17 protein-coding genes and 4 tRNA genes are annotated in these 20,879 nt (G+C 57.7%); 13 read left to right on the top strand and 8 right to left on the bottom strand.

What is annotated here, in order from left to right; all coding sequences use genetic code 11:
* Positions 1-124: 124 nt before the first annotated feature.
* Positions 125-895: a hypothetical protein gene (locus BM70_RS0126560; protein ID WP_025858835.1), complete on the bottom strand. Its 771-nt coding sequence runs from the start codon at positions 893-895 to the stop codon at positions 125-127.
* A gap of 359 nt (positions 896-1,254) precedes the next feature.
* Between BM70_RS0126560 and BM70_RS0126555 the strand changes: the two genes are divergently transcribed.
* The 12 genes from BM70_RS0126555 to BM70_RS0126495 all read left to right on the top strand — a co-directional run bounded on the left by BM70_RS0126555 (position 1,255) and on the right by BM70_RS0126495 (position 9,979).
* Positions 1,255-1,330 (top strand) — tRNA-Glu (locus BM70_RS0126555).
* A gap of 4 nt (positions 1,331-1,334) precedes the next feature.
* Positions 1,335-1,410: transfer RNA gene (locus tag BM70_RS0126550), tRNA-Gly, on the top strand.
* 104 nt (positions 1,411-1,514) lie between these two features.
* A tRNA-Glu gene (locus BM70_RS0126545) sits at positions 1,515-1,590 on the top strand.
* A gap of 3 nt (positions 1,591-1,593) precedes the next feature.
* Positions 1,594-1,669: transfer RNA gene (locus BM70_RS0126540), tRNA-Gly, on the top strand.
* A gap of 291 nt (positions 1,670-1,960) precedes the next feature.
* Positions 1,961-2,587 carry a TetR/AcrR family transcriptional regulator gene (locus BM70_RS0126535; RefSeq protein WP_081782127.1) on the top strand — a complete coding sequence of 209 codons (627 nt, stop codon included), beginning with the start codon at positions 1,961-1,963 and terminating at the stop codon, positions 2,585-2,587.
* Positions 2,588-2,977: 390 nt separating this feature from the next.
* On the top strand, positions 2,978-3,718 hold the full coding sequence (locus tag BM70_RS0126530) for a TorF family putative porin (protein ID WP_025858833.1): 741 nt from the start codon (positions 2,978-2,980) through the stop codon (positions 3,716-3,718).
* A 39-nt stretch (positions 3,719-3,757) separates the two neighbouring features.
* Positions 3,758-4,972, top strand: coding sequence for a serine hydrolase (locus BM70_RS0126525; RefSeq protein WP_025858832.1), 1,215 nt, complete (start codon positions 3,758-3,760; stop codon positions 4,970-4,972).
* Positions 4,973-5,053: 81 nt separating this feature from the next.
* A complete protein-coding gene (locus BM70_RS0126520; RefSeq protein WP_025858831.1) occupies positions 5,054-5,743 on the top strand; it encodes a response regulator transcription factor in 690 nt (229 codons plus the stop codon).
* 11 nt (positions 5,744-5,754) lie between these two features.
* Positions 5,755-6,948: a HAMP domain-containing sensor histidine kinase gene (locus tag BM70_RS0126515; protein WP_025858830.1), complete on the top strand. Its 1,194-nt coding sequence runs from the start codon at positions 5,755-5,757 to the stop codon at positions 6,946-6,948.
* 212 nt (positions 6,949-7,160) lie between these two features.
* A complete protein-coding gene (locus BM70_RS0126510) occupies positions 7,161-7,685 on the top strand; it encodes an acyloxyacyl hydrolase (protein ID WP_025858829.1) in 525 nt (174 codons plus the stop codon).
* 224 nt (positions 7,686-7,909) lie between these two features.
* Positions 7,910-8,749, top strand: a complete 840-nt coding sequence (locus tag BM70_RS0126500; RefSeq protein WP_025858827.1) for a MipA/OmpV family protein — start codon at positions 7,910-7,912, stop codon at positions 8,747-8,749.
* Between the two features lie 15 nt (positions 8,750-8,764).
* Positions 8,765-9,979, top strand: coding sequence for a serine hydrolase (locus tag BM70_RS0126495; RefSeq protein ID WP_025858826.1), 1,215 nt, complete (start codon positions 8,765-8,767; stop codon positions 9,977-9,979).
* A gap of 50 nt (positions 9,980-10,029) precedes the next feature.
* Here BM70_RS0126495 and BM70_RS0126490 read toward each other — a convergent pair whose 3' ends face one another.
* The 3 genes from BM70_RS0126490 to BM70_RS0126480 all read right to left on the bottom strand — a co-directional run bounded on the left by BM70_RS0126490 (position 10,030) and on the right by BM70_RS0126480 (position 13,034).
* Positions 10,030-10,392 (bottom strand): glyoxalase/bleomycin resistance/extradiol dioxygenase family protein, encoded by a 363-nt coding sequence (locus tag BM70_RS0126490; RefSeq protein WP_025858825.1) that lies wholly within the window; start codon positions 10,390-10,392, stop codon positions 10,030-10,032.
* 108 nt (positions 10,393-10,500) lie between these two features.
* Positions 10,501-11,292, bottom strand: a complete 792-nt coding sequence (locus tag BM70_RS0126485; protein ID WP_025858824.1) for a phytanoyl-CoA dioxygenase family protein — start codon at positions 11,290-11,292, stop codon at positions 10,501-10,503.
* A 260-nt stretch (positions 11,293-11,552) separates the two neighbouring features.
* On the bottom strand, positions 11,553-13,034 hold the full coding sequence (locus BM70_RS0126480; protein WP_025858823.1) for a PLP-dependent aminotransferase family protein: 1,482 nt from the start codon (positions 13,032-13,034) through the stop codon (positions 11,553-11,555).
* A gap of 77 nt (positions 13,035-13,111) precedes the next feature.
* Between BM70_RS0126480 and BM70_RS0126475 the strand changes: the two genes are divergently transcribed.
* A complete protein-coding gene (locus tag BM70_RS0126475; RefSeq protein ID WP_025858822.1) occupies positions 13,112-14,773 on the top strand; it encodes a M24 family metallopeptidase in 1,662 nt (553 codons plus the stop codon).
* Between the two features lie 43 nt (positions 14,774-14,816).
* On the opposite strand, the gene BM70_RS0126470 is transcribed toward BM70_RS0126475, so the two are convergent.
* The 4 genes from BM70_RS0126470 to BM70_RS0126455 all read right to left on the bottom strand — a co-directional run bounded on the left by BM70_RS0126470 (position 14,817) and on the right by BM70_RS0126455 (position 20,869).
* A complete protein-coding gene (locus tag BM70_RS0126470; RefSeq protein ID WP_025858821.1) occupies positions 14,817-16,556 on the bottom strand; it encodes a dipeptidase in 1,740 nt (579 codons plus the stop codon).
* Between the two features lie 95 nt (positions 16,557-16,651).
* Positions 16,652-17,869, bottom strand: a complete 1,218-nt coding sequence (locus BM70_RS0126465) for a phospholipase D-like domain-containing protein (RefSeq protein ID WP_025858820.1) — start codon at positions 17,867-17,869, stop codon at positions 16,652-16,654.
* A 52-nt stretch (positions 17,870-17,921) separates the two neighbouring features.
* Positions 17,922-18,569 (bottom strand): MotA/TolQ/ExbB proton channel family protein, encoded by a 648-nt coding sequence (locus tag BM70_RS0126460; RefSeq protein ID WP_025858819.1) that lies wholly within the window; start codon positions 18,567-18,569, stop codon positions 17,922-17,924.
* A gap of 17 nt (positions 18,570-18,586) precedes the next feature.
* A complete protein-coding gene (locus BM70_RS0126455; RefSeq protein WP_025858818.1) occupies positions 18,587-20,869 on the bottom strand; it encodes a TonB-dependent receptor in 2,283 nt (760 codons plus the stop codon).
* Between the last annotated feature and the right edge of the window lie 10 nt (positions 20,870-20,879).

Genomic DNA, 20,879 nt, shown 5'->3' with positions numbered 1-20,879 from the left:
CAGAGCCGCCCCAATAAGAACACCGCGTTCTGGCAGGCAGATTGCGGTGTTTGCTTTCAGGGCTGCTTCGCCACCCAGCGCGGGGCAAGCCCGCTCACTACAGGCCAGTCTTCAAGCCGGCGAATCAGTCGTAGATGACTTTCTTTTTCCACTCGGCGTCGGCGTCCACCGCCTTGAGGCCTTCGGTCAGTTCGTTGACCTCGTCTTCGGCGGGCTTGCTGTTGGTCAGCACTGTGGAGTTGGCGCGGGCCAGTTGGGCTTCCAGCTGTTGCAACTGTGTGCTGTAGATCACCGGCTCCGGCTGTTTGCGCAGGTACTGCACGCCGCGTTCGAATGCCAGGCGCGCCTGGCCCGGCTGGCCTTGTTGCAGGGCGTGCTGGCCGAGGTTGTTGAAGAACTCGATGTGCAGCAACACCAGGATATGACGGATTTCCCGGATCCAGTGCTTGGCCTCGTTGGCCGGCAGGAAGCCATCCTGGGCCGCACGGGTGACCTGGCCATGCAGGGCTTCGAGCAGGAAGCGTACGTCCTTGGCCTTGGCTTCGGTCTGGATCGGCGCGGGCGGGTTGTTTACCGGGATCGATTCGCCCTGGGCCACCAGCGTATTCAACTCGGTGATGCGGGCCTTGAGCGGTGCGCTGCTTTTGTTGAGGCTCAACAGGCGCTGGTTGACGTTGAGTTCCAGTCGGGTCAGCAACAATTTGAGCGCCGGGGACATCAACTGGCCGGGGAAGGTCTCGGTGATTTCACCGCAACGGCGCAGGCGATCGTTAAGTTCGATCTCGGTACGCTTCTTTTCCAGCTTGTTGTTTTCCACCACGTGGTTCATGTAGCCAATGGCGATCAGTATTGCGATCCCGGCTATTACCAGCAGGGTGATCATGAGTGGTGTCACCGGTGTGACCTCTTTATAGGGTTTACAGTGGAGTGTAGTGACTGGGCCATCCGGCGGATAGGACTGATCGACCAGTTGCCCGAGTAGTTTGCTTCTATATAGATAGACGTTCCCTGCATGGATGCACATTGCCATCATTTGCCGGAACGAACTATAGCGCCTTGTCGGGCGCCAGAATATAGGCGTCAAAGCCCGGACGGGCACAATCCCTGCGCAGGCCCGAAAAGCAGGGCGAAGTCATTGATTTAAATAAATTTATCCTTGGGGGTTGACGACCTTTCAATCCATCCATAGAATGCGCGCCACTTACAGCGTAAAGCACACAGCGAAACGCGGTAGGGAGTGAATGTTGTACGTGTGTCCCCTTCGTCTAGTGGCCTAGGACACCGCCCTTTCACGGCGGTAACAGGGGTTCGAGTCCCCTAGGGGACGCCAATATGCGGGAATAGCTCAGTTGGTAGAGCACGACCTTGCCAAGGTCGGGGTCGCGAGTTCGAGTCTCGTTTCCCGCTCCAAATTTAAGCAGTGTTGCCTTCGGGTGACACTGAGTGAAACCAGGGCGTAATCTTCGGATTTAATCTCTGGACACTGAAATACACACCATGTGTTTCAGTTGTGTGTCCCCTTCGTCTAGTGGCCTAGGACACCGCCCTTTCACGGCGGTAACAGGGGTTCGAGTCCCCTAGGGGACGCCATTTGCGGGAATAGCTCAGTTGGTAGAGCACGACCTTGCCAAGGTCGGGGTCGCGAGTTCGAGTCTCGTTTCCCGCTCCAAACATAATGCTTCAGAGTTCCACTGAACTCTGTAAGTGATCGAAATAAGGACCTTCGGGTCCTTTTTTCGTTGTGGCGGAAATCATTGAGAGTCAGCGCTATCCAGGCTGTTAAGTCCTCAATTGAGTCCCGAATGAGAGTCTTGAGCTCGGACGCGTGCCACCGTTCGAAAAGCCAGAATTCTGAATCTTCACCTGCCTGGACGACGTTCTGAACGCTTGTCAGCAAAATCTTATATTTAACTAAAATATTTGGTTGTCGATAAATTTCGTTTAAGATTTGGCCCATTGATTGAGCATCAACGGTGGGGAAGTCGTGAGCGGATTACGGGAAAGGCAGAAGGAACAACGCAGGGAGGCGATTCTGGTCGCCGCCATCGATCTCTTTGATAAAAATGGTTACAGCGCCACCACCGTCGAACAGGTCGCTGCGGCCGCTGGCGTTTCCTCTCCAACGGTCTTCAACTATTTTGGCAGCAAGCAGGAAATCCTGTTCGCGCTGGTGGATAGGGCGGACCGGGCGGCCGTCAGCCGGGCCCGGCTGCGAAGGCCTCAGTTCGACAACGCCATCGACGCACTCTGCAACCTCAATGCCGTCATCATGGAAAGCGAGTTGGCCACGCTGCCTATTTCCATTTGGCGCGAACTGATGACGTTCAGCTTGCAGAGTCCCATTTCAGCAGGGCTGAGCCTGTTCGATCAGTACCTGGCCGAGGAGGCTGCGGAGCTGCTACGGGATCTGCAGGCACGAGGCCTGGTTCGCGCAGACGTTGACGCCAGCTTTGTTGCCAACTTCTTGAACGACCACTGTATTTTGCTTTTTGCCAAGTACGTTCAGCAGGAGGCGCCGGATATGAACGCCCACCTTGCCCACGTGCGCCAGCTGGCGGAATTGGTCTTCGTCGGGCTCAAGCCTTAGGCCCCAAGGGCCTCCTCACGCGTTTCCCAGCCCTGCAGTCTCCCTGCGCCACGGCTTTGACCGGGCCTCAGGGGGGGGGGGCGCTTGTCTTTAGTTTGATATTTTATTTTACTTGACTAAAAAATTACGTCTGGGTAAAAATACCCATCGTGAACGCTCGGGTGCATGGCCGTCATCCCGAATCCGCGAAAAGGTAGCAAAGGTCATCGTTTATCCGCGGTGACGCGTTCGCGTGGACCGTTGAAAGTTGTCTGAAAGTTATAAAAGGGGTTTCCAATTTCGAGCGTATTTGAATGCGTGAAGGCATTCACTCGCCCCAAGAATAATAAATAAAGCTTTGTCATTTAGCGTCAATGCCCAGCCTAACAACAATAATGAAAGGATGAGTGGATGATGAATAAGGCACGCGCAGCGCTCGCGGTTGCGAGTTTGTTAGCCTCACACGTGTATGCAGTTGAATTGAACGATGAGTTTGTGTTGGATGCCACGTTCAGTGTGTTGAGCCAGTATCGAACCCGTGGTATTTCACAAACGCAAAATGATCCGGCCATGCAGTTTGATGGCATGCTTTCAAGCAAAACCACCGGACTTTATCTTGGGACCTGGACATCCAATGTGGATTACGGTGGTGGCTCCAATGTCCGGCAGGAGCTGGATTACTATGCCGGCTGGTATGTGCCCTTTACCCAAGACATCAATATGGATTTAGGTTACATAAAGTACACCTACAAACGGGGTAATGAAGCCAACTTTTCCGAAACCTACGGAATATTGACCGCCTACGGTTTCAAGGTGGCGGCGCAGTACTCGGAAAACGCCTTAAGTTTCGATAAGGGGCAAAGTACGATGTACACGTGGGTGGGCTATGAGACCGATATTCCTTATGGTTTGAAATTGAATGCCCGCTACGGAAAGATGGACTTCAAGGACCCTGTGTTCTTCAGTGCCGACGGTACGACTCGTCAGTTATATCACGAGTGGGAAGTTAAACTGTCTCGGCTTTATTCAGGCTTGAACTGGGCGGTCAGTTATGTTGATACCGATCTTTCCAAGCAGGAATGTTACAACACCATCGGCTTTGGTGATGCTTGCACGGCAGCGCTGGTTGCCAGTGTCAGCAAGAAGTTCTGACCCGAGACATTTACTGTCAAAGATACGCTGGAGTCTTTTATGAAATGTATACCTGTTGTCGTGGCATTCGTACTCGCGTTTACCACCGGTGTTCAGGCAGAGAGTTTGAACCGCGCTGATAATACGGGTGAGTTTGTGGGCACGCTGTTCACCGGCGCCGAGCAGTATTCCAACTTTTATCGGTTAGAAGAGATTTTCCCTTCTGACGTTGTGCATAAATCCAGTCATCCGGTTGAGTGGCCGTTGGGTAAAGCAATCACTTTACCCAAGGAATACAGCTATGAGGGTCGTCGTCACTTGACCCAGGACTTGCTCTCGCAGACCGAGACTTCCGCCTTGCTGATAATCAAGAACGGCCAGGTCCGCTATGAAAAGTATTGGCTCACGGGCGGCGAGGAGCGGCACTGGACCTCGATGTCTGTCGCCAAGAGCTTTGTCTCCGCGCTCTATGGCATCGCGATCGCCGACGGCACCCTCGACAGTATTGAAGACCCGGCCTCGAAGTATCTCCCCGCGTTGAAGGGGTCTGCCTATGACGGTGTGAAGCTCAAGGACATCCTGCAGATGTCATCCGGCGTGCATTGGGACGAGGATTACGCCAATCCTGACAGTGATATCGCGCATTTGGGGCAGGTGATGGCCACCGGTTCGTCGCTGTTGGATTTTGTGAAGACGTTGAAGAGCGAATTGAAGCCCGGCACCTTCAACCGCTATTGCTCCGCAGATACCCTGGTGCTCGGTCTGGTGCTTGAAGCGGCTACCGGGAAAACCCTTGCGGCTTATACCCAGGAAAAACTCTGGGCGCCGCTGGGAGCCACCCAGGACGCCTATTGGATCAAGGACAATTTCAGCCACACCTTGGCTTTTGGCGGATACAACGCGACGGCGCGTGACTATGCGAGGCTTGGCGAATTGTATCGCCTGAATGGCAAATTCAACGGCAAGCAGATCGTTCCAGCCAGTTGGGTCAGGGCTTCCGTGACGCCGGACGCTCCGCACTTGGTTCCGGGCAAGCGCACCAGCAGCGATAGCACCATGGGCTACGGGTATCAGTGGTGGCTGCCGGAGGGGCAAGCGCATGATTATGCGGCTATCGGCATCTTTAATCAGTTCATCTACGTAAACCCGGACCACAATACCGTGATCGTCAAGTTGTCGGCTTCACGTAACTACGCCGCCACCGATAACGAATCCTCCTGGCGTGAAAAAGAAACCATCGAGCTCTTCCGGCAGATTGCCCAGCGTAGCGATTAATGCAATCGCCACGGCCGCTGATTACATCGGGGTGGGTGACGGCCCCGAAGTAATCGCCACAATCCTTTCTTGAGGTGGTACATGAGTCACAAGCGAATATTGATAGTGGAGGATGACGCCGATGGGGCAAGTATATTAGAGGCCTACTTGAAGAAAGAGGGCTTTGAAGTTTTTCTGGCGGAAGATGGCGCGAAAGGTTTAATGCTGTTTCGGCAACTGTCACCTTCACTGGTGCTGCTGGACATGATGCTGCCGAAGATGAGTGGTTCTGAGTTGCTGTCCGAAATCAGGCGTGCCGGAGATACGCCGGTCATCATGGTGACCGCCATTGGTGATGAACCTGAAAAGATCGGTGCCTTGCGTTATGGGGCTGATGATTACGTGGTCAAGCCCTGTAACCCAAGGGAGGTGGTCGCCAGGGTCTATGCCGTACTGCGTCGGTACTACGGAAGTTCCAATGCCAAGAGCCTGATTGAGTGCGAGGGGGTCTGGGTGGACAGTGACAGCGTTATCGCTGGTGTACGCAGCCCCAATAATGATTCCGCGACGCTGGACCTTACCCGCTCAGAGTTTCTGTTGCTGGCCGCTCTGGTACGCACGCCCAAGAAGGCATTCACCCGCGAAGAACTATTGGAAATATGCATGCCTGAGAGTGACGCATTAAGCCGCGTGGTGGATGCGCATGTTCATAACTTACGAAAAAAACTGGAAGGTGCAGGCGTTGCCGATGTGTTGGTCACTGTCCGTTCTGTCGGGTATCGATTTAAATAACCGAGGTAATGATGAAAGCAAGCCCGCTTTGGTTGTGGGTCGGTTTGAGGATGACATTGCTTGCTGTGGGTACGGTGATAACGATCACGTGTTGCGTGTATTTTTATTTTTGGCTGACGGAATATCAAACTCAACAATCCATGACGCCGGACGACCGGTCCGAGTACGTTTCCGCCTTGGCGGATGTGCAACATAATGAAGCTCGCCTCTGGGATATCGTCCAGCGCTACTACGACATCGGTGACTTTATTTCAGGTGCCAGCAACCACTCCAGTTGGTGGGTAGTGTTCATTTTTTCGGTGATTGTCATTCCCATCACCATCATCATCGGCCTTCTATTATCCAAGCCACTCTCAGGCCAGTTCAGCAAAATTGCCGAGGCGGCAAGGAAAGTGACCAACGGGGATCTTGCCGTTCGGGTTGTGGTCAACAAACGCCAACCAACAGAAATGCAAGCGCTGAGTGAAAACTTCAACAGCATGGTTGAAAAGCTCTCCCTCTACGAAAAGGAAGTCAAAGAGTCCAGCTCCAATTTGGCCCACGAATTGAGAACGCCACTCAATGCGGCGTTGGGTAGAGTCCAAGGCATGCTGGATGACGTGTTTCCCCAGTCAGCGGAACAGTTAAAGTTGGTGCAAGACCAATTACAAAACTTGAATGCGCTGGTGGGGGATTTGCACTTACTCTCTCTGGTACATGCCGGCGAGTTTAAAATTCATGCAGCTCCGCTTTCATTGAACCGACTTATTAAAGAACGCTTGGCGTGGTTTTCGCCACAGTTCAAAAAGAATGAAATGGCTGTAATCACGGCGCTGGAATTTACTGAATCCATTGAAGGTGATCGGGGGCGTCTGGGGCAGTTGGTCAATATTCTCATTGAAAATGCAATCAAGTACGCCTCCGAAGGCAGGGCGCTTGTTGTATCAACTTATGGTGAGGGCGGTATGGCGTGCCTGGCGTTTCTTGATAAGGGCCAGGCCGTCGACGAAAACGATCTGCGCAACATGTTCACCCGATTCTGGCGTGCCGAACAATCACGCGCGCGGCTGACAGGTGGCGGGGGGCTGGGGCTTTCGATTGCACAGGCCATTTGCGAAGCTCACGGCGGAAAGATTCTGGCCATGCGCCGGCCCGCGGGAGGGCTGGCCCTGAAGGTATGTTTGCCACTGAGGCCTCCTGCCCTGAATTGTTATTCACCTCGTTGAATATATTTTTTCGCGTTATTGATCAAATCTTAACAAAGCCTGAACGGCCTCTTCAGTATTAATCATCAGAATGCCGTTATCACATACGGCAGAGCACAACGCGTGTCGAAGTGGCACGGTTTACTCTCGAGTGCTCTAAAACTGTGGCGCTATCAGCAACGCGGGCCTGTCGGATCAGCACTGATTTTCCTTCTTTCAGGTCAGCGACAGTCATGAAAAAACGAGTTTCTCTCACGCTTGCTGCATTTGCTCTTTTTGTTGTCAGCGGTCATTCCGTGGCACGGGAAATCAGTGGGGCCATCGGTGGTACCGGGCAAGGTCAATTCACCGGGCGCATAGGTCTCGGTTTCGACTGGGAGCGCAGTTGGCTAAGGAGCGAGACCGGTCAACTGACCGGTTATTGGGATGTCGGATTGACCCATTGGAACGGCGGCAAGGATGCGTCGGCCCGCACTACGCTGTCGTTCGCCCCGGTATTTGTCTATGAGTTTGCAACGCGGTCGTCGGTCACCCCGTTTATCGAGGCTGGTGTAGGCGTGTCGCTGTTTTCAGGCACGCGGGCAGGCGAGCGTAATCCCGGCTCTTCCTTCAACTTTGAAGATCGATTGGGCGCCGGCGTGAAGTTTGCCAATAACGATCGCGTGGGGTTGCGGGTCATTCACTATTCTAATGCTGGGCTTAAAGAGCCGAATGCGGGCATTGAGTCTTACGCATTGTTCTATACCCATGCGTTTTAAGAAAGTTCGGCGCAGGGGCTTGTTGATATGAACGTAAAGTCAATCTTCAAGTTAGTCACGCTGTTTGTCGTGGGCGTCCTGGCACTGACCCATTGCACCGAGAAGAAGGGCTGGCGAGGTCGTCCGTTCCTGCATATAAGCAGCGCGGACCTGGCACCGTGGGCAAACGCTTTTAACGATCAATACGCTTTTAATCAACACCGTATCGACACTGGAACTTCCTTATGAAAAGCCACACTGTTTCCCCCATATCCCACCTCGGGATTATAAAAACGCTGGTGATTTGCACGAGCCTTATTGCGCTGGCGCCCGGTCATCTGTTGGCGGCCGAAGAAAGTGCTTCGCAAAGCCTCTGGGGCGACAAAACCGACATCACCTTGGGACTAGGGGCTGCCGTCACGCCTCGTTTCATGGGCGCCAATCACTACCGCAGCGTTCTGTTGCCGACCTTAAGTATCCAGCGCGGGATTTTCTTTGCCGACAGCCTGCGTGGGCTGGGCGTGCAATGGCAAAGTCCCACGGGGTTCGCTGCCAGCGCTGCATTCAACTACGACATGGGGCGCAGCACTAAAAACAACGGCAGTCGCTATGGCTCAAACGAGCTTAAAGGCATGGGGACGGTTGGCGGCGCGACAGTGGCCGATATCAACCTGAGCCAGCAACTCCTGCCGTGGCTGTCAATCAATGGCGAGGCCGAGTTGCGCACGGGCGGTGAACATCGTGGCAATCGTTATCGGTTGGGTGTCGAGGGCCTGGTTTTCCACGGCAGTGCAGACACGGTCACGCTGGATGTTGATGCCCATGCGGGAGACGGTCGTTATAACCGGACCTATTTCGGCGTTTCCCAGGAACAGAGTCAGACCGCCAGCTTCAAGCGCTTCAATGCCGATGCCGGAATCTATGCCTATTCGGCCGCGCTCAACTGGCAGCACACGTTCGATGCCCATTGGTCCGGGGTGATCAGCGCAGTTGTCACGCAGTACACCGACCAGGCCCATGACAGTCCGTTGGTACAAACCGACACCGGGGCAATGGGCCTGGCTGCGATCAATTACAGCTTTTAACTGAAGTCAAACATCATGAAATCAGCCTCTATAGTCTTGGCCCTCATGCTCGCCTTGAGCGGTACAGTCCACGCAGAAAGTGTTAATCGCGCCACCAATACCCGCGAGTTTGTCGGCAAGCTGTTTACCGGTGCCGAACAGTATTCGAACTTCTACCGGATGGAGGCGCTTTTCCCGTCCGAGTTGGTTCAGAAGTCCAGTCATCCGGTGGAGTGGCCGTCGGGTGCGGTCGTAGAGTTGCCCAAGGAGTACAGCTTTGAGGGCCGTCGCCACGTAACCCGAGATTTGCTCAAGGACACCGACACATCGGCCTTGCTGGTGATCAAGAATGGCCAGATCCGATATGAGCAGTATTGGCTGACGGGAGGGCAACAGCAGCACTGGACGTCGATGTCTGTAGCGAAGAGTTTTGTTTCCGCGCTCTACGGTATCGCGGTCGCGGAGGGCACTATCCATAGCGTCGAAGACCCCGCTTCAAAGTACCTTCCGGCGCTCAAAGGTTCCGCGTATGACGGCGTCAGGCTCAAGGATATTTTGCAGATGTCGTCAGGCGTCCGGTGGGACGAGGATTATTCGAACCCCGACAGCGACGTTGCACGCCTGGGGGCGGTCATGGCTTCTGGCTCATCCCTGTTGAATTTTGTCAGAACACTGAAGAATGAACGCCAGCCCGGCACCTTCAACCGCTATTGTTCGGCCGACACGCTGGTTCTTGGGCTGGTGCTCGAAGCGGCTACGGGCAAATCGCTGGCCGCGTACATGCAGGAGAAGTTATGGCAGCCCTTGGGCGCCACCGACGACGGCTACTGGCTGAAAGACAACTACGGCCATACGTTGACGTTCGGCGGATACAACGCCACCGCTCGCGACTATGCGAGGCTTGGCGAACTGTATCGCCTGAACGGCAAGTTCAACGGCAAGCAAATCGTTCCGTCCAGCTGGATCAAGGATTCCCTGACTCCGGATGCACCGTACCTGATGCCGGGCAAACGCGATAACAGCGACAGCACCATGGGCTATGGCTACCAATGGTGGCTGCCGGAGGGGCAGGCGCATGATTTTTCCGCCATCGGCATCTTCAATCAGTTCATCTACGTAAGCCCGGACCAGCAAACCGTGATCGTCAAGCTTTCGGCCTCGCGTAACTACGCAAAAGCCGATAAGGAATCGTCGTGGCGTGAGAAAGAGACCATCGAGCTCTTCCGGCAGATTGCGAAGCGTATCGATTGAAGCAATTTTTCAGGCTTTGGCGGTTTTGGGGGTGGGTGACCACCCCTTTTTCATGGCTTTGAAAATACGTTGACCAGGCTTCCATCTGGATCACGAAGCATCAGGGAAATATTACCCCAAGGCATTTTGGTCACGGGCATCACAATCTCTGCGGCACTCACCCTCCGGAGCACGGCTTCGACATCATCCACCTGAAACTCCAGGATGGCCGAGCGGTTGCTGGCTGCACTGGCCAGCCCGTTATTATGAAGGCGGATCAGACGTTCATCGCTGATAGCCAGCACTGCCCCGTCGAAGTGGATCTCGGCGAACCCCTCGGCAAGATGCGTGGCCTCGATGGTCGAGAGGTTCTGATAGAACTGGACGAGGTGTTGAAAGTTGTTGGTCACTAGGCGAACAGACGAAAACTTCATGATTTGACCTTGCAGAAGTGAGGGGCCTCACTCTAATTCAAGGCAGTGTCAGTTTCTGACAGTAGCGTTCGACGTGTGAACGCCGACAGGTCATCTGTGCCGTGCTGTTTACACGATGAAGGGAAACTCCTCTTCAGGCAGGGGCTGGCCTGTTTTCAGTTTGCCGATGAGGTGCGAAAAGGGCGGTGAAGTCTCGCCCCCCCGGTCCACGTAGCGGGCATTGTCACCCAGCCAGCGGGTAGAGATCACGCGACGCGAATGCTGGTGGGAGGTGTTGCCCGGGGCGCCATGTACGGTCAGGTAGTTGAAGGCGATTGCATCACCCGGCTCCAGTTCCCATCCAAGAATCCGGTACTCGTCACGTGTGGCGTCGATATCCGGCATGGTTTCCAGGTTGGGCGTCTTGTGGTCGTAGTCAACCCCGGTGAATTTGCGCGGCCGGAACAGTTTTCCCCATTGATGCGAGCCGGCGACGAATTCAACGCAGCTGTCCCGGGCGACCGGGTCCAGTGGGAGCCAGATGCTCACGGTCTGGTCTGCTGTTGCGCAGTAATAAGGCTCGTCATGGTGCCAGGGCGTCGGTTTGTCGTTTCCGGCTTCCTTGATTAATACGTGCTCATGGAAGATGCGGACCCGTTCAGACCCCATGAGCGTGCGAGCAATGGCCGCCGCGGGCCCATCCTCGATGAATGAACGATAACCGGGGTTATTCGGCCAGTTGCAATAGTCTCCAAAGAAGCGGCCGGTTGTCTGGCCTGGTGTGTAGTTTCTGAAAAATGGCCCGGGATTGGCCAGGTTGTAAGCCATGCTTTCACGCAGCGGTTCGATCCAGTTTTTAAAAAGCCCTCTCACCACAACGGCGCCATCACGATCGAAATCTTCACGCAGTTGTTCGTTCATGGCTTGCTCCATACATTATGAATGTGGGCTTGCGGCGCGGCTCCATGGTTGTTCGGCCCAGCATCACCGGTGATCCATGGAGGACGGGATAAAACCATCTTCACATTGCCCCGGCCCTGGCTAAACCAGCTTTTGCACGGGGTAATGCTTAGGAAAAACCGAAGCGCCACTGCTTTTCGGTTTGACCGTCAATAAAAAAGCCGCCAGTTGTACTGGCGGCCTTACAGCGGCGTCATGAACTCTTCGTTGTTTGTGCGCTTTTATCGTATGTTCGCCGCTTTGGCCAAGCGCAACGTGGCTTCACGAAGCTCTTCCTGGTCGAGTGATGCGAAGCCCAGGCGCAGTGCATTTTCCGGCTGGGCCAGCGGGGAAAACTGCCGGCCACTGCGTACGACCAGCCCATGGTCCAAGGCGCTTGCCACCATCTGATCGACGTTTATCTGATCGTCGAACCGCACCCACAGCGCCAGCCCGCCTTCCGGCTCCCTTACACTGATCCGCTCGCCGAACGCTTCATGCAGGCATGTCTGCAAGGTTTCGCGCCGGGCGCGGTATTCCTTCGAAACACGGCGCAGATGCTTCTTCAATTCGCCCTCATTGATCAGGTCTGCGAGCATTTTTTGCGCGATCGCATCGGCATCCCCGAGCATCAATGCGGCGTTGTTGTGCAGGACGTCGATCACATCAGTGGGCGCAACCACATAACTGCAGCGAAACGTCGAACCGAGGGCCTTGGATAACGAACCGACATAGATCACATGGCGCTGCGAACGGTCACTGGCCAGGGGCAGGTAGGGCCGCCCGTTGAAGTGATATTCGTGGTCGTAATCTTCTTCGATGATGCAGAAGTCATGCAGCGCCGCCAGCGCCAGCAGCTGTTGCCGCCGCGCCGCGTGCAGGCTCACGGTGGTGGGAAACTGGTGGTGTGGCGTCAGATAGATCATCCGCACGTTATGTTCGCGACACAGGCGGTCGATCTGGTCCGTGCGGCAACCTTCCTCGTCCATGTCCACGGTGACCAGTTGTGCGCCCAGCTTGCGGAATATTTCCCACGCCGGCGGGTAGCTCAGGCGTTCCACCAGCACCACGTCGCCAGGCTTGAGCAGCAGGCTGGCGGCCAGGTACAGCGACATCTGGGTGCCCTGGGTCAGGCAGATATTCTCGGCGCTCACCGTCAAGCCACGGTTGTTGCGCAGCATCTCGGCCAGGGCGCAGCGCAAATGGTAGCCGGTGCCCTCACTGCCGTAGCGCACGGAATTGGAAGCGAAACTGTTGCGCAGGGCATTGCGGTAGTAGCGATGCAGGACGGCTTGAGGCAGCAAGCGGTGGTCGCTGGCGCCGTTGTCGAAAAACAGCGCGCCATGCCCTTGGTGCAATGCCGTCACCTGGGCGTTCTGGGTGAAATACGGCACGACCGCCTGCGCCAGGATGGGCGGTGCGAAGGACGGTTGCGCGCGACTCGGCAGTGGCTTGGGTGTCAACTGTGTATTGACGAAGGTCCCGCGTCGCGGCTCGCTGACCAGCCAGCCTTTGGTCAAGGCCTCTTCGTAGGCCAGGATCACCGTCTTGCGGTTGACGTCGAGCAACTGCGCCATTTCTCGCGTGCCCGGCAGCAAGGTGCCGGGCGGCAATCGGCCCTCGACGATTGCAGCCACCAAGCCTTCGGCAATCTTGCGATAGGACGCCTGGCTGCCACTTTCGTCCAACTTGAGCAGCGGACGCCATTTACGCATCTGGACCATATAAAGTAACCAAAACTGGAGGTTTTAATGGTCCTAGTCTAGCGCAACAATCAAGCCTCACTTGCCCCGAGGTTGTTATGAACACACGCCATGTCATCGAACTGTCCCCCTCGGGGAAAACCTTTGCGGCCGGTGACGAACTGTTGCTGGATGCGATGCTCGCCAATGGCCTGTCCGTGCCGTTTTCCTGCCGGCGCGGTGCCTGCGGATCGTGCAAGGTGGTGGTCGCGCAAGGGCAGTACCGGGCCAGACACCTGGCGCCGGACGCGCCCGCGCCGTGCTATCCGTTGGCAGCCAATGAAATGCTGTTGTGCCAGAGCCACGCCTGCAGCGACATGCGCCTGGAGATTCCCGGCTGGTCGCTGGACACGCCCACGCTGGTGGTCGAGGCGCAGGTCGTGAGCAAGCGCGCACTGGCCCCCGACATCATTGAGCTGGTGGTGATGCCGGATAGGCCGTTGACGGTGCGGGCGGGCCAGTACCTCAAGTTCCGCCTGGTCGATGGCGACTCGCGGTGTTTCTCGATCGCCAACCTGCCGGCCGAAGACGATGGCCGCCTGGTCTTTCAGATTCGTCGGGTGAGCGGTGGGCTGTTTTCCGAGGCCCTCCTGGGCGACTTGGAGGCCGGTGATCTGGTGCAACTGGAAGGGCCTTTTGGTGCCTGCACCTGGCAGGAAACGGACGACAGCCCTGTCGTCCTGTTCGCCACTGGCACCGGTTATGCGGGCATCAAGCCGATACTGCTGACTGCATTGGCACGCAACATCGAGGTCACGCTGTACTGGGGCGGGACGCAACCGACGGACTTTTATGACCGTGCATTCCTGGCTGACGCGAGCGCCGAGCACCCGGGTTTTTGCTGGCATCCGGTGCTGGCGTCGCAGGGCAGGGTGCAGGAGGTGGCGTTGAGTCACGGGCATGCCTGGGAGCAAGCCCAGGTGTACGCGTGCGGAAACGGCGCAATGATCCGCCAGGTCCGCGAGCAGTGCCTCGACGCGGGCTTGCCGGCTCACCGGTTTGTCGCCGAAGCCTTTGTGCCCAGTGGTCGTTCAGGTGCGCAAACGCCCTCACCCGCGTTTGACCCGATCTGGGAAAAGGTCGGCCCGCGCTACTCGTTTGACGGCATGCTGGCGGCACGTGACCAATCCATCCGGGCCCTGGCGACGATTGCCAGCCGGCTGCGGGTTGGCATGACCACCGGCGAAGCCCTCGATATGGCCGCCGAACAACTGCAGGCCATGGGCGCATCCCACACCTGGCACCCGACCTATATCCGCTTTGGCGACGATACGGTCCGGCCACCCCGCGAAGGGATCGACCGCCAGCGCAGGCTGCGCGCCACCGATATTGCCGTGGTTGACCTGGGCCCGGTGTGGGACGGCTATGAAGGCGACTATGGCTATACCTTTGTGTTCGGTGACTCGCCGCTGCACCTGGCGTGCAGGACCGCACTCCATGAGGTGTTCGACGAGACCCGCGAAGCCTGGTTGCGCGGCCTCACCGGGCGCGAACTGTATGAAGTTGCCGAGCAAAGCGCGGTGGCCAAAGGCTGGAGGCTGGCGCGCAATCTCGCGGGGCATCGCCTTGCGGATTTTCCTCACGCATTGTTCGAGTGCAAGGACCTGGCCGATCTGGAGATCCCACCGAGCGAAATGGCCTGGGTGCTGGAAATCCAGCTGTGCCATCCCACGGAACCGGTCGGTGGTTTTTTCGAGGATATGTTGATGCTGCACGCGTGAAGAGCCCGCCGTTGCGGCGGGCTCCTTTACATCAGCGCCTGGATCAGAGCTTCGGCAGCTGGCCGATACGGCCCATCATTTCAGTGACGATCTGCAGGTCCAGCAGGAACTGGTCGACGGTCTTGAACTCGTTGTCGGTGTGCCCGGTGTACTTCACTTCCGGACGCGCCAGGCCGAATTGCACGCCGTTGGGCAGTTCATGTACGGAGGTCGCGCCGGCCGAGGTGCCGAACTTGTGCTCCATGCCCAGGTTTTCCGTGGACACCGCGAGCAGGGCCTTGACCCATTCGCCTTCAGGGTTGCGGTACATCGGCTCCGCGACCGAGTAGGTGAAGTCCACCTTGACCTTGGATTGCTTGTCCCAGGCGCTCAGCTTGTCGGCGATCTCGGCCTTGAGTTTCTCCGGCGACTTGCCCTTCGGCACGCGCAGGTTCACCGCCAGCTTGAAGGCTTTGTCATCCAGGCCGACAAACGTCAGCGAGGTGGTCAGCGGCCCCATGAACTCATCGGAGAAGCCCACGCCCAACTTGCCGCCCAGGTAATCCAGGCCCCAGTTGTCGGACGCATAACGTGCCGCATCGGTGATGTGGTTGTGCTTGAGGGCGATCTTGCCGTCGACGCTGTGGATCAGCTCCAGCATGCGCGATACCGGGTTGACCCCGGACTCCGGCTCGGACGAGTGAGCGGACACGCCGGTGACGGTCAGTTTGACGTCCTTGCCGTCGACCTTGGCGGCCACTTCAAAATCGCCCCCGTTGCGCTTGGCGTATTCAGTGCCGGCCTTTTGCAGGTTGGCGGCCAATTCGGCAGGCTTGTCGGTGACAAACGTCGCCACCGACGCCGATGGAATCTGGTTGGTCGCCATGCCGCCGGTCATCGAGATGATTTGCGCGCCTTTGCCTTCACCCTTGCGACGCGGGAACGTCGCCATCACCGTGCCGTAGCCTTTCTCGGCAATGACCACCGGGTAGCCGCCATCCAGTGCCAGGTTGTACTGCGGTGTCGGATTCTTTTCGAAGTAGTAGGGGATCGCGTCGCCGGAGGTTTCTTCGGTGGTGTCTACCAGCAGCTTGAAGTTGCGCGCCAGCGGCAGCTTCTCTTCCTTGATCACCTTCATGGCGTACATGGCCACTACGATGCCGTTCTTGTCATCCTCGGTGCCACGGCCGTACATGCGGTCGCCGATCAGCGTGACCTTGAACGGATCGAGCTTGGTGCCATCTTTCAGCACCCAGTTTTCCGGCGTCACCGGCACCACGTCGGCGTGGGCGTGGATGCCGACCACTTCATCTCCGCTGCCTTCCAGGGAGATTTCGTATACACGGTTGTCGATGTTGCGGAAGTTCAGGTTAAAGGCCTTGGCCAGGTCCTGGATCTTGCCGGCGATCTTGATGAATTCCGGGTTCTTGTACTGCGGCACACCGTCCACGTTAAAGGTCGGGATTTCCACCAGCTCGCGCAGGGTTTCGGTGGCGGCCTTGCCGTACTTCACTCGGGTGTAGATGCCGAGCAGGCGATTGATCTCGTTCTGCTGATCCGCGCTCAAGGTTTTGTTATCAAGAAACGCACTGATCGCCGGGCCGACATCGCTGGTCTTGCCCAGGTCGCCCTTGGCCAGGGCGCCGAGGAAACCACGGAAATCGGTGACGGACGTTTCGTTGAAATTCTTCAGAATCGCTGTGCTTTGGTCTGGGGTGATGTTGGCGAAAGCGGGGCTGGAGATGGCCGAAAGGCTCGCCGCGAACAGGGTGGCAGCGGCCAGTTGCTTGAGTGGAGAGTGCATGGAAGGACGCATTCCTTTGCAGGTAGTGAGTAGGAAGTTTCTGATCAAACTGTCAGAAACATTTCCACACACTACCATTACACAGGTGCCCTCGGTCAATGCTGGCCAGGATGCGGCTCGGGGTACTCTTCGGTCACGTTCAAGGCTCTGGCGTAGGGCCCATCCCACAACTGTTCGTGCAATTGCCCGACACGCTTGGCCATTGCTTCGCTGTGCATCACCACTTCCAGGTTGCGCGAATTATCCAGATACCCTCCCAGCCAGTTGCTGGTGCCGATCCAGGCGACCTGGCCGTCGATCTCCATGGTTTTGCTGTGGATCACCCGCGCATAGGGGATAAACCCTTGCTTGGCTTCGGGCAGGGTGACGATTTTGATGTGGATGTTGGGCAGTACCGCCAGGCTTTTGAGGTAGGGCAGTTCGAGCGTGTCGGTGTTCCAGTTGGACACCATCAGCTTCACCGACACCCCACGCGCCGCCGCTGCACGCACGGCGTTGTCGATCACGGCGTAATACGGACGAGTCTTGTCCGGTCCGTAGGACAGTGGCGCGTAATCCAGCAGTTGCACACGCACTTCCTGTTTGGCTTCGCCCAGCAAGCGCGGCAGTTCCAGCTGTGAATCGCCTACGCTCGGTGGGTTGTAGCGTTGCGGGCTGGCCACCAGGTAGTTACCGGTGCGCGGTGGTGCGTTGCTCGCGGCAGGCAGCGGCACCGGTTGGTTGTCGGCCAAGGCCTGCTGGGCGTTCCAGTCCTGTTCGAAGATCGCCTGCACCTGGCTCACCACGGTTGGGTCGCTGATACGCAACCCGGTTTCGTGGATATGTTCCAGCGAGCGCCAATCGAAATTCTGGCTGCCGACAAACGCCTGCTTGCCATCCACCACCATGTATTTGGCATGGATGATCCCACCGCTCACGCGGGCGTAGGGCAATACGCGAAAAGTCAGGTTGGGGATCGCACGCAGGCGCTCGAGGGTGGACGCTTGCGACAACTTGATGCCTTTTTCTTCGAGCAAAAAGCGAATCTTCACGCCGCGTTTTCCGGCGGCTTCCAAGCGCTCGATCACCTGGTCCATCACCGAACCTGGGTGGTCGGCGGCGTAGAACTGGCCGATATCGATGCGGCTTTTGGCACCGTCGAAAAGTTCGCTCCAGACCGGTCCGGGCTGGCGCAAGTCGTCGGTGCCGAGGGCGGTGTCCACCGGCACGGTGTGCACCAGCTCAAACCCCGGAATCGAAAAGTCCGCCTGGGCCAGCGGACTCATCAGCACGCCAGCCAGGCCTGCAATGCGCAATTTCAAGGAAATGGACATAGGCGTTCCTGTCACAAAAGAAAGCGGGCGCATTGCGCGCCCGCGGGTACGTTTACGCCGTGCGGCTATGCAGTGGCGTAGGCGCCAGGTGCGGCAGTTCACTTTGCACGCGGGCACCGGTGGCAGCGCGGATCAGCAGGATTTTCAGCTGGTCGTTGATGCGCTCCAGGCTGTCCTGGAAGAAGTTGTGGAACACCACGCAGAACAGTGCGATGGCGATCCCCAGGCCGGTGGCGAACAATGCCGTGCCGATCCCTCCGGAAATCTGCCCTGGGTCGGACACACCTGCCGTGGCCAGCGCCTTGAACGTGTCGATGATGCCAAGGATGGTGCCCAGCAAGCCCAGCAGCGGGGCGGCGGTGGTGATGGTCTCGATGATCCACAGGCTGCGGGCCAGCGGTGCGCGGGTGGTCAGGTACTGGGTTTCGATGACGTCATCCAGGTCCTTGCGCGAGCCCTGCGACGCTTTCTGTGCCAGTACCGGCAGCACCATGTTCAGCGGCAGGCTGTCACGGCGCGTCAGGTCTTGCGGCAGGTCGCGTTCGCTGTGCACGCTGGCGTCGAGCACCTCGGTCAAGGCCCGGGCCTGGCGGCGTACGTAAGCGAAGTAGATACCGCGCTCGATGGTGATAAAGATGGCGATGGCCATCGCGGCATACATCACATAAAAGGTGATGTCGTGAAGCAGGTTCATGTCCATGTTCAATTACCTCGCCGTCAGAAATTGGCTTCCAGGGAAACCGTCACAGTGCGTTCCAGGCCCACGATGTAGGCCGGGTCGCCGTCGCGGAAGCCGCCGTAGGTGGCCGCGTTGGTCTTGGTGGTGTACACGCCGTCCAGGTACTTCTTGTCGAACAGGTTGTCGACGTTCAGGCGCAGGGTCGCGTCCTTGACCACCTTCTTGTCCACCGGCAGGTAGATACCCGCGCCGGCGTTGAACACGGTGCGGCCGGAGATCGCTTCGTCGTTGGTCAGGTCGCCGTAGAGCTTGCTGGTGTACTTGCCGCCGAAGGTGCCGTAGAAACGGCCATCGTCGTAGCCGATGTTGGCCGCCAGCATGTTTTTCGGCACGTTGGCGAATTGCTTGCCGCTGGTGGGCAAGACGATGGCTTTGCCTGCGTTGTAGACGGTCAGGTCGTCCTGCTGCTCGGCCTTGGTGTAGGTGTAGGAGGTGTAGTAGTTGAAGTGGTTGGGCAGCAGGCCGCTCCACTCCAGCTCCAGGCCGCTGTTGTTGACGGCACCGGCGTTGATGTCGGCAAAGTCACCGTTGATGTCGCGGGAGGAGACCTGGCGATCCTTGAACTGCATGTAGAACAAGGTGGCGGCCACGGTCATGTCGTCATCGGTGTAGCGCCAGCCCAGTTCGTGGTTCCAGCTGGTTTCCGGCTTGGCGTCGATGGAGCCGGCGCCCTTGTCGTACAGCACGTAGTTCTGCGGGATGCGCATGTTGCGTGACAGGCTGTAGAACAGCTGGTCGCGTTCATCCAGTTGGTATTTGAGACCGACGTTGGGCAGCAGTTTGTTGTAGGTCTGGTTACGTTTCTCCGCCTGTTCGGTGAGGCTGCCGTGGTTGGTGCCGTCACGCTTGACGTTCATGTAGGCCAGGCCGGCCACTAGCGTCCAGTCCGGGTTGATGTACCAGGTGTCCTGGGCCCAGACCTTCTGTGCCGGGGTGACGGTGAAGCGGTCGCGGCCCTGGATGGTGTTGCCATTGGCATCGACCACGGCGTCGTTGGAGTCCGGCCAGGTGTCGACCGGCTTGCCATTGGCCTTGAGCGGAATGAACGGTTGAGTCTGGCTTTGGCGTGCGCGCTCGTACCAGTAGCCCACTTGCACGCTGTGATCGCCCAGGTCCCAGTTCAGCTTGGTGGTAATGCCCGGACGCCAGGTCTGCGTGCGTGAAGGGCGGTAGTACACGCCACTGTTCGGGGTGCCATCGGCGTTGTATTGGGCGCCGGTCGGCAGGTTGCCCAGGTCGAACACGCCGCCCTGGTTCGAGCCGCTGTTGAGTGCATAGCTGGACGCGCCGACGCCGCTGCCGTTACCCCAGTAGTAATACGGGATCACCGACAGCGCGAGGTTATCCGCGAGTTTGAACTGGGTGTTGAGCACGGCGGTGAAGGTCTGGAACGGGTTCTGCGCCAAGGCGTAATAGTTGTTGTACTTGCCGTTGGCGCCCACGGTTGGCGTGGCCGGGTAGGGGTCGTACTTGCGGCCGTTCTGCTGGTACTGGGCCTTGGTCAATTGGCTGTAGCTGTTGTTCTCTTGCTCGTGGTACTTGAGGATCAGGTTGGCGGTATTGCCATCGCCGGCATCGAAGAAGCTGTTCCACTCCACCTTGTCCGCGCGCACGGCGCCCGAGCCGCGCCACATCTGGCCTTCGGTATGGGACGCCGACAGCCAGTTGCTCAGGCCATTGATCTCGCCGGTGTTGAGGCGGGCAAAGGTCTTGCGCGTGGCGTTGCTGCCCATGATCTGTTTGACGAACGCGCCGGTTTCCTTGGTCGGGCGAATGGTCACGATCCCGATGTTGCCGCCGCTGGAACCAATGTGCGGGCCGTCCGCTTCGGCCGAGCCCTGGGTGACGAAGATCTGCTCGATGTTTTCCGGGTCGCCCAGCAGGTTGGAGTACAGCGCGTAGTTGCCGGAGTCGTTGATCGGCATGCCGTCCACCGACATGCCCACCTGGTCGGAGTTGAGGCCGCGCATGGTGAAGCGAAAGCCCGACAGGCCGGTGTTGTCTTCGCTGGAAATGTTCAAGCCTGGGGTGTACTTGAGCTTGTCCACGGCGTTGCCGGTGGCGGTCTGTTTATCCAGCGCTTCCTTGGTCACGGTGGAGCGGCCCTTGATGCTTTCTTCCTGCACCATGTAGCCGCCACCTGCCGTGGCCTTGCCCTGGACCCCAATGGTCCCGACGTCGCTGTCGCTGGTGTCGGCCATGACCATGCCATGGCCCATGCTTGCGGCAACGAGTGCCAGATGAATCCGTGTGAACCTCATCACTGTCGTC

Origin of the sequence: Pseudomonas sp. CHM02 (assembly GCF_000612585.1) — a bacterium.
Taxonomy (GTDB): Bacteria; Pseudomonadota; Gammaproteobacteria; order Pseudomonadales; family Pseudomonadaceae; genus Aquipseudomonas.
This window is presented reverse-complemented; position numbering and strand designations above follow the sequence as displayed.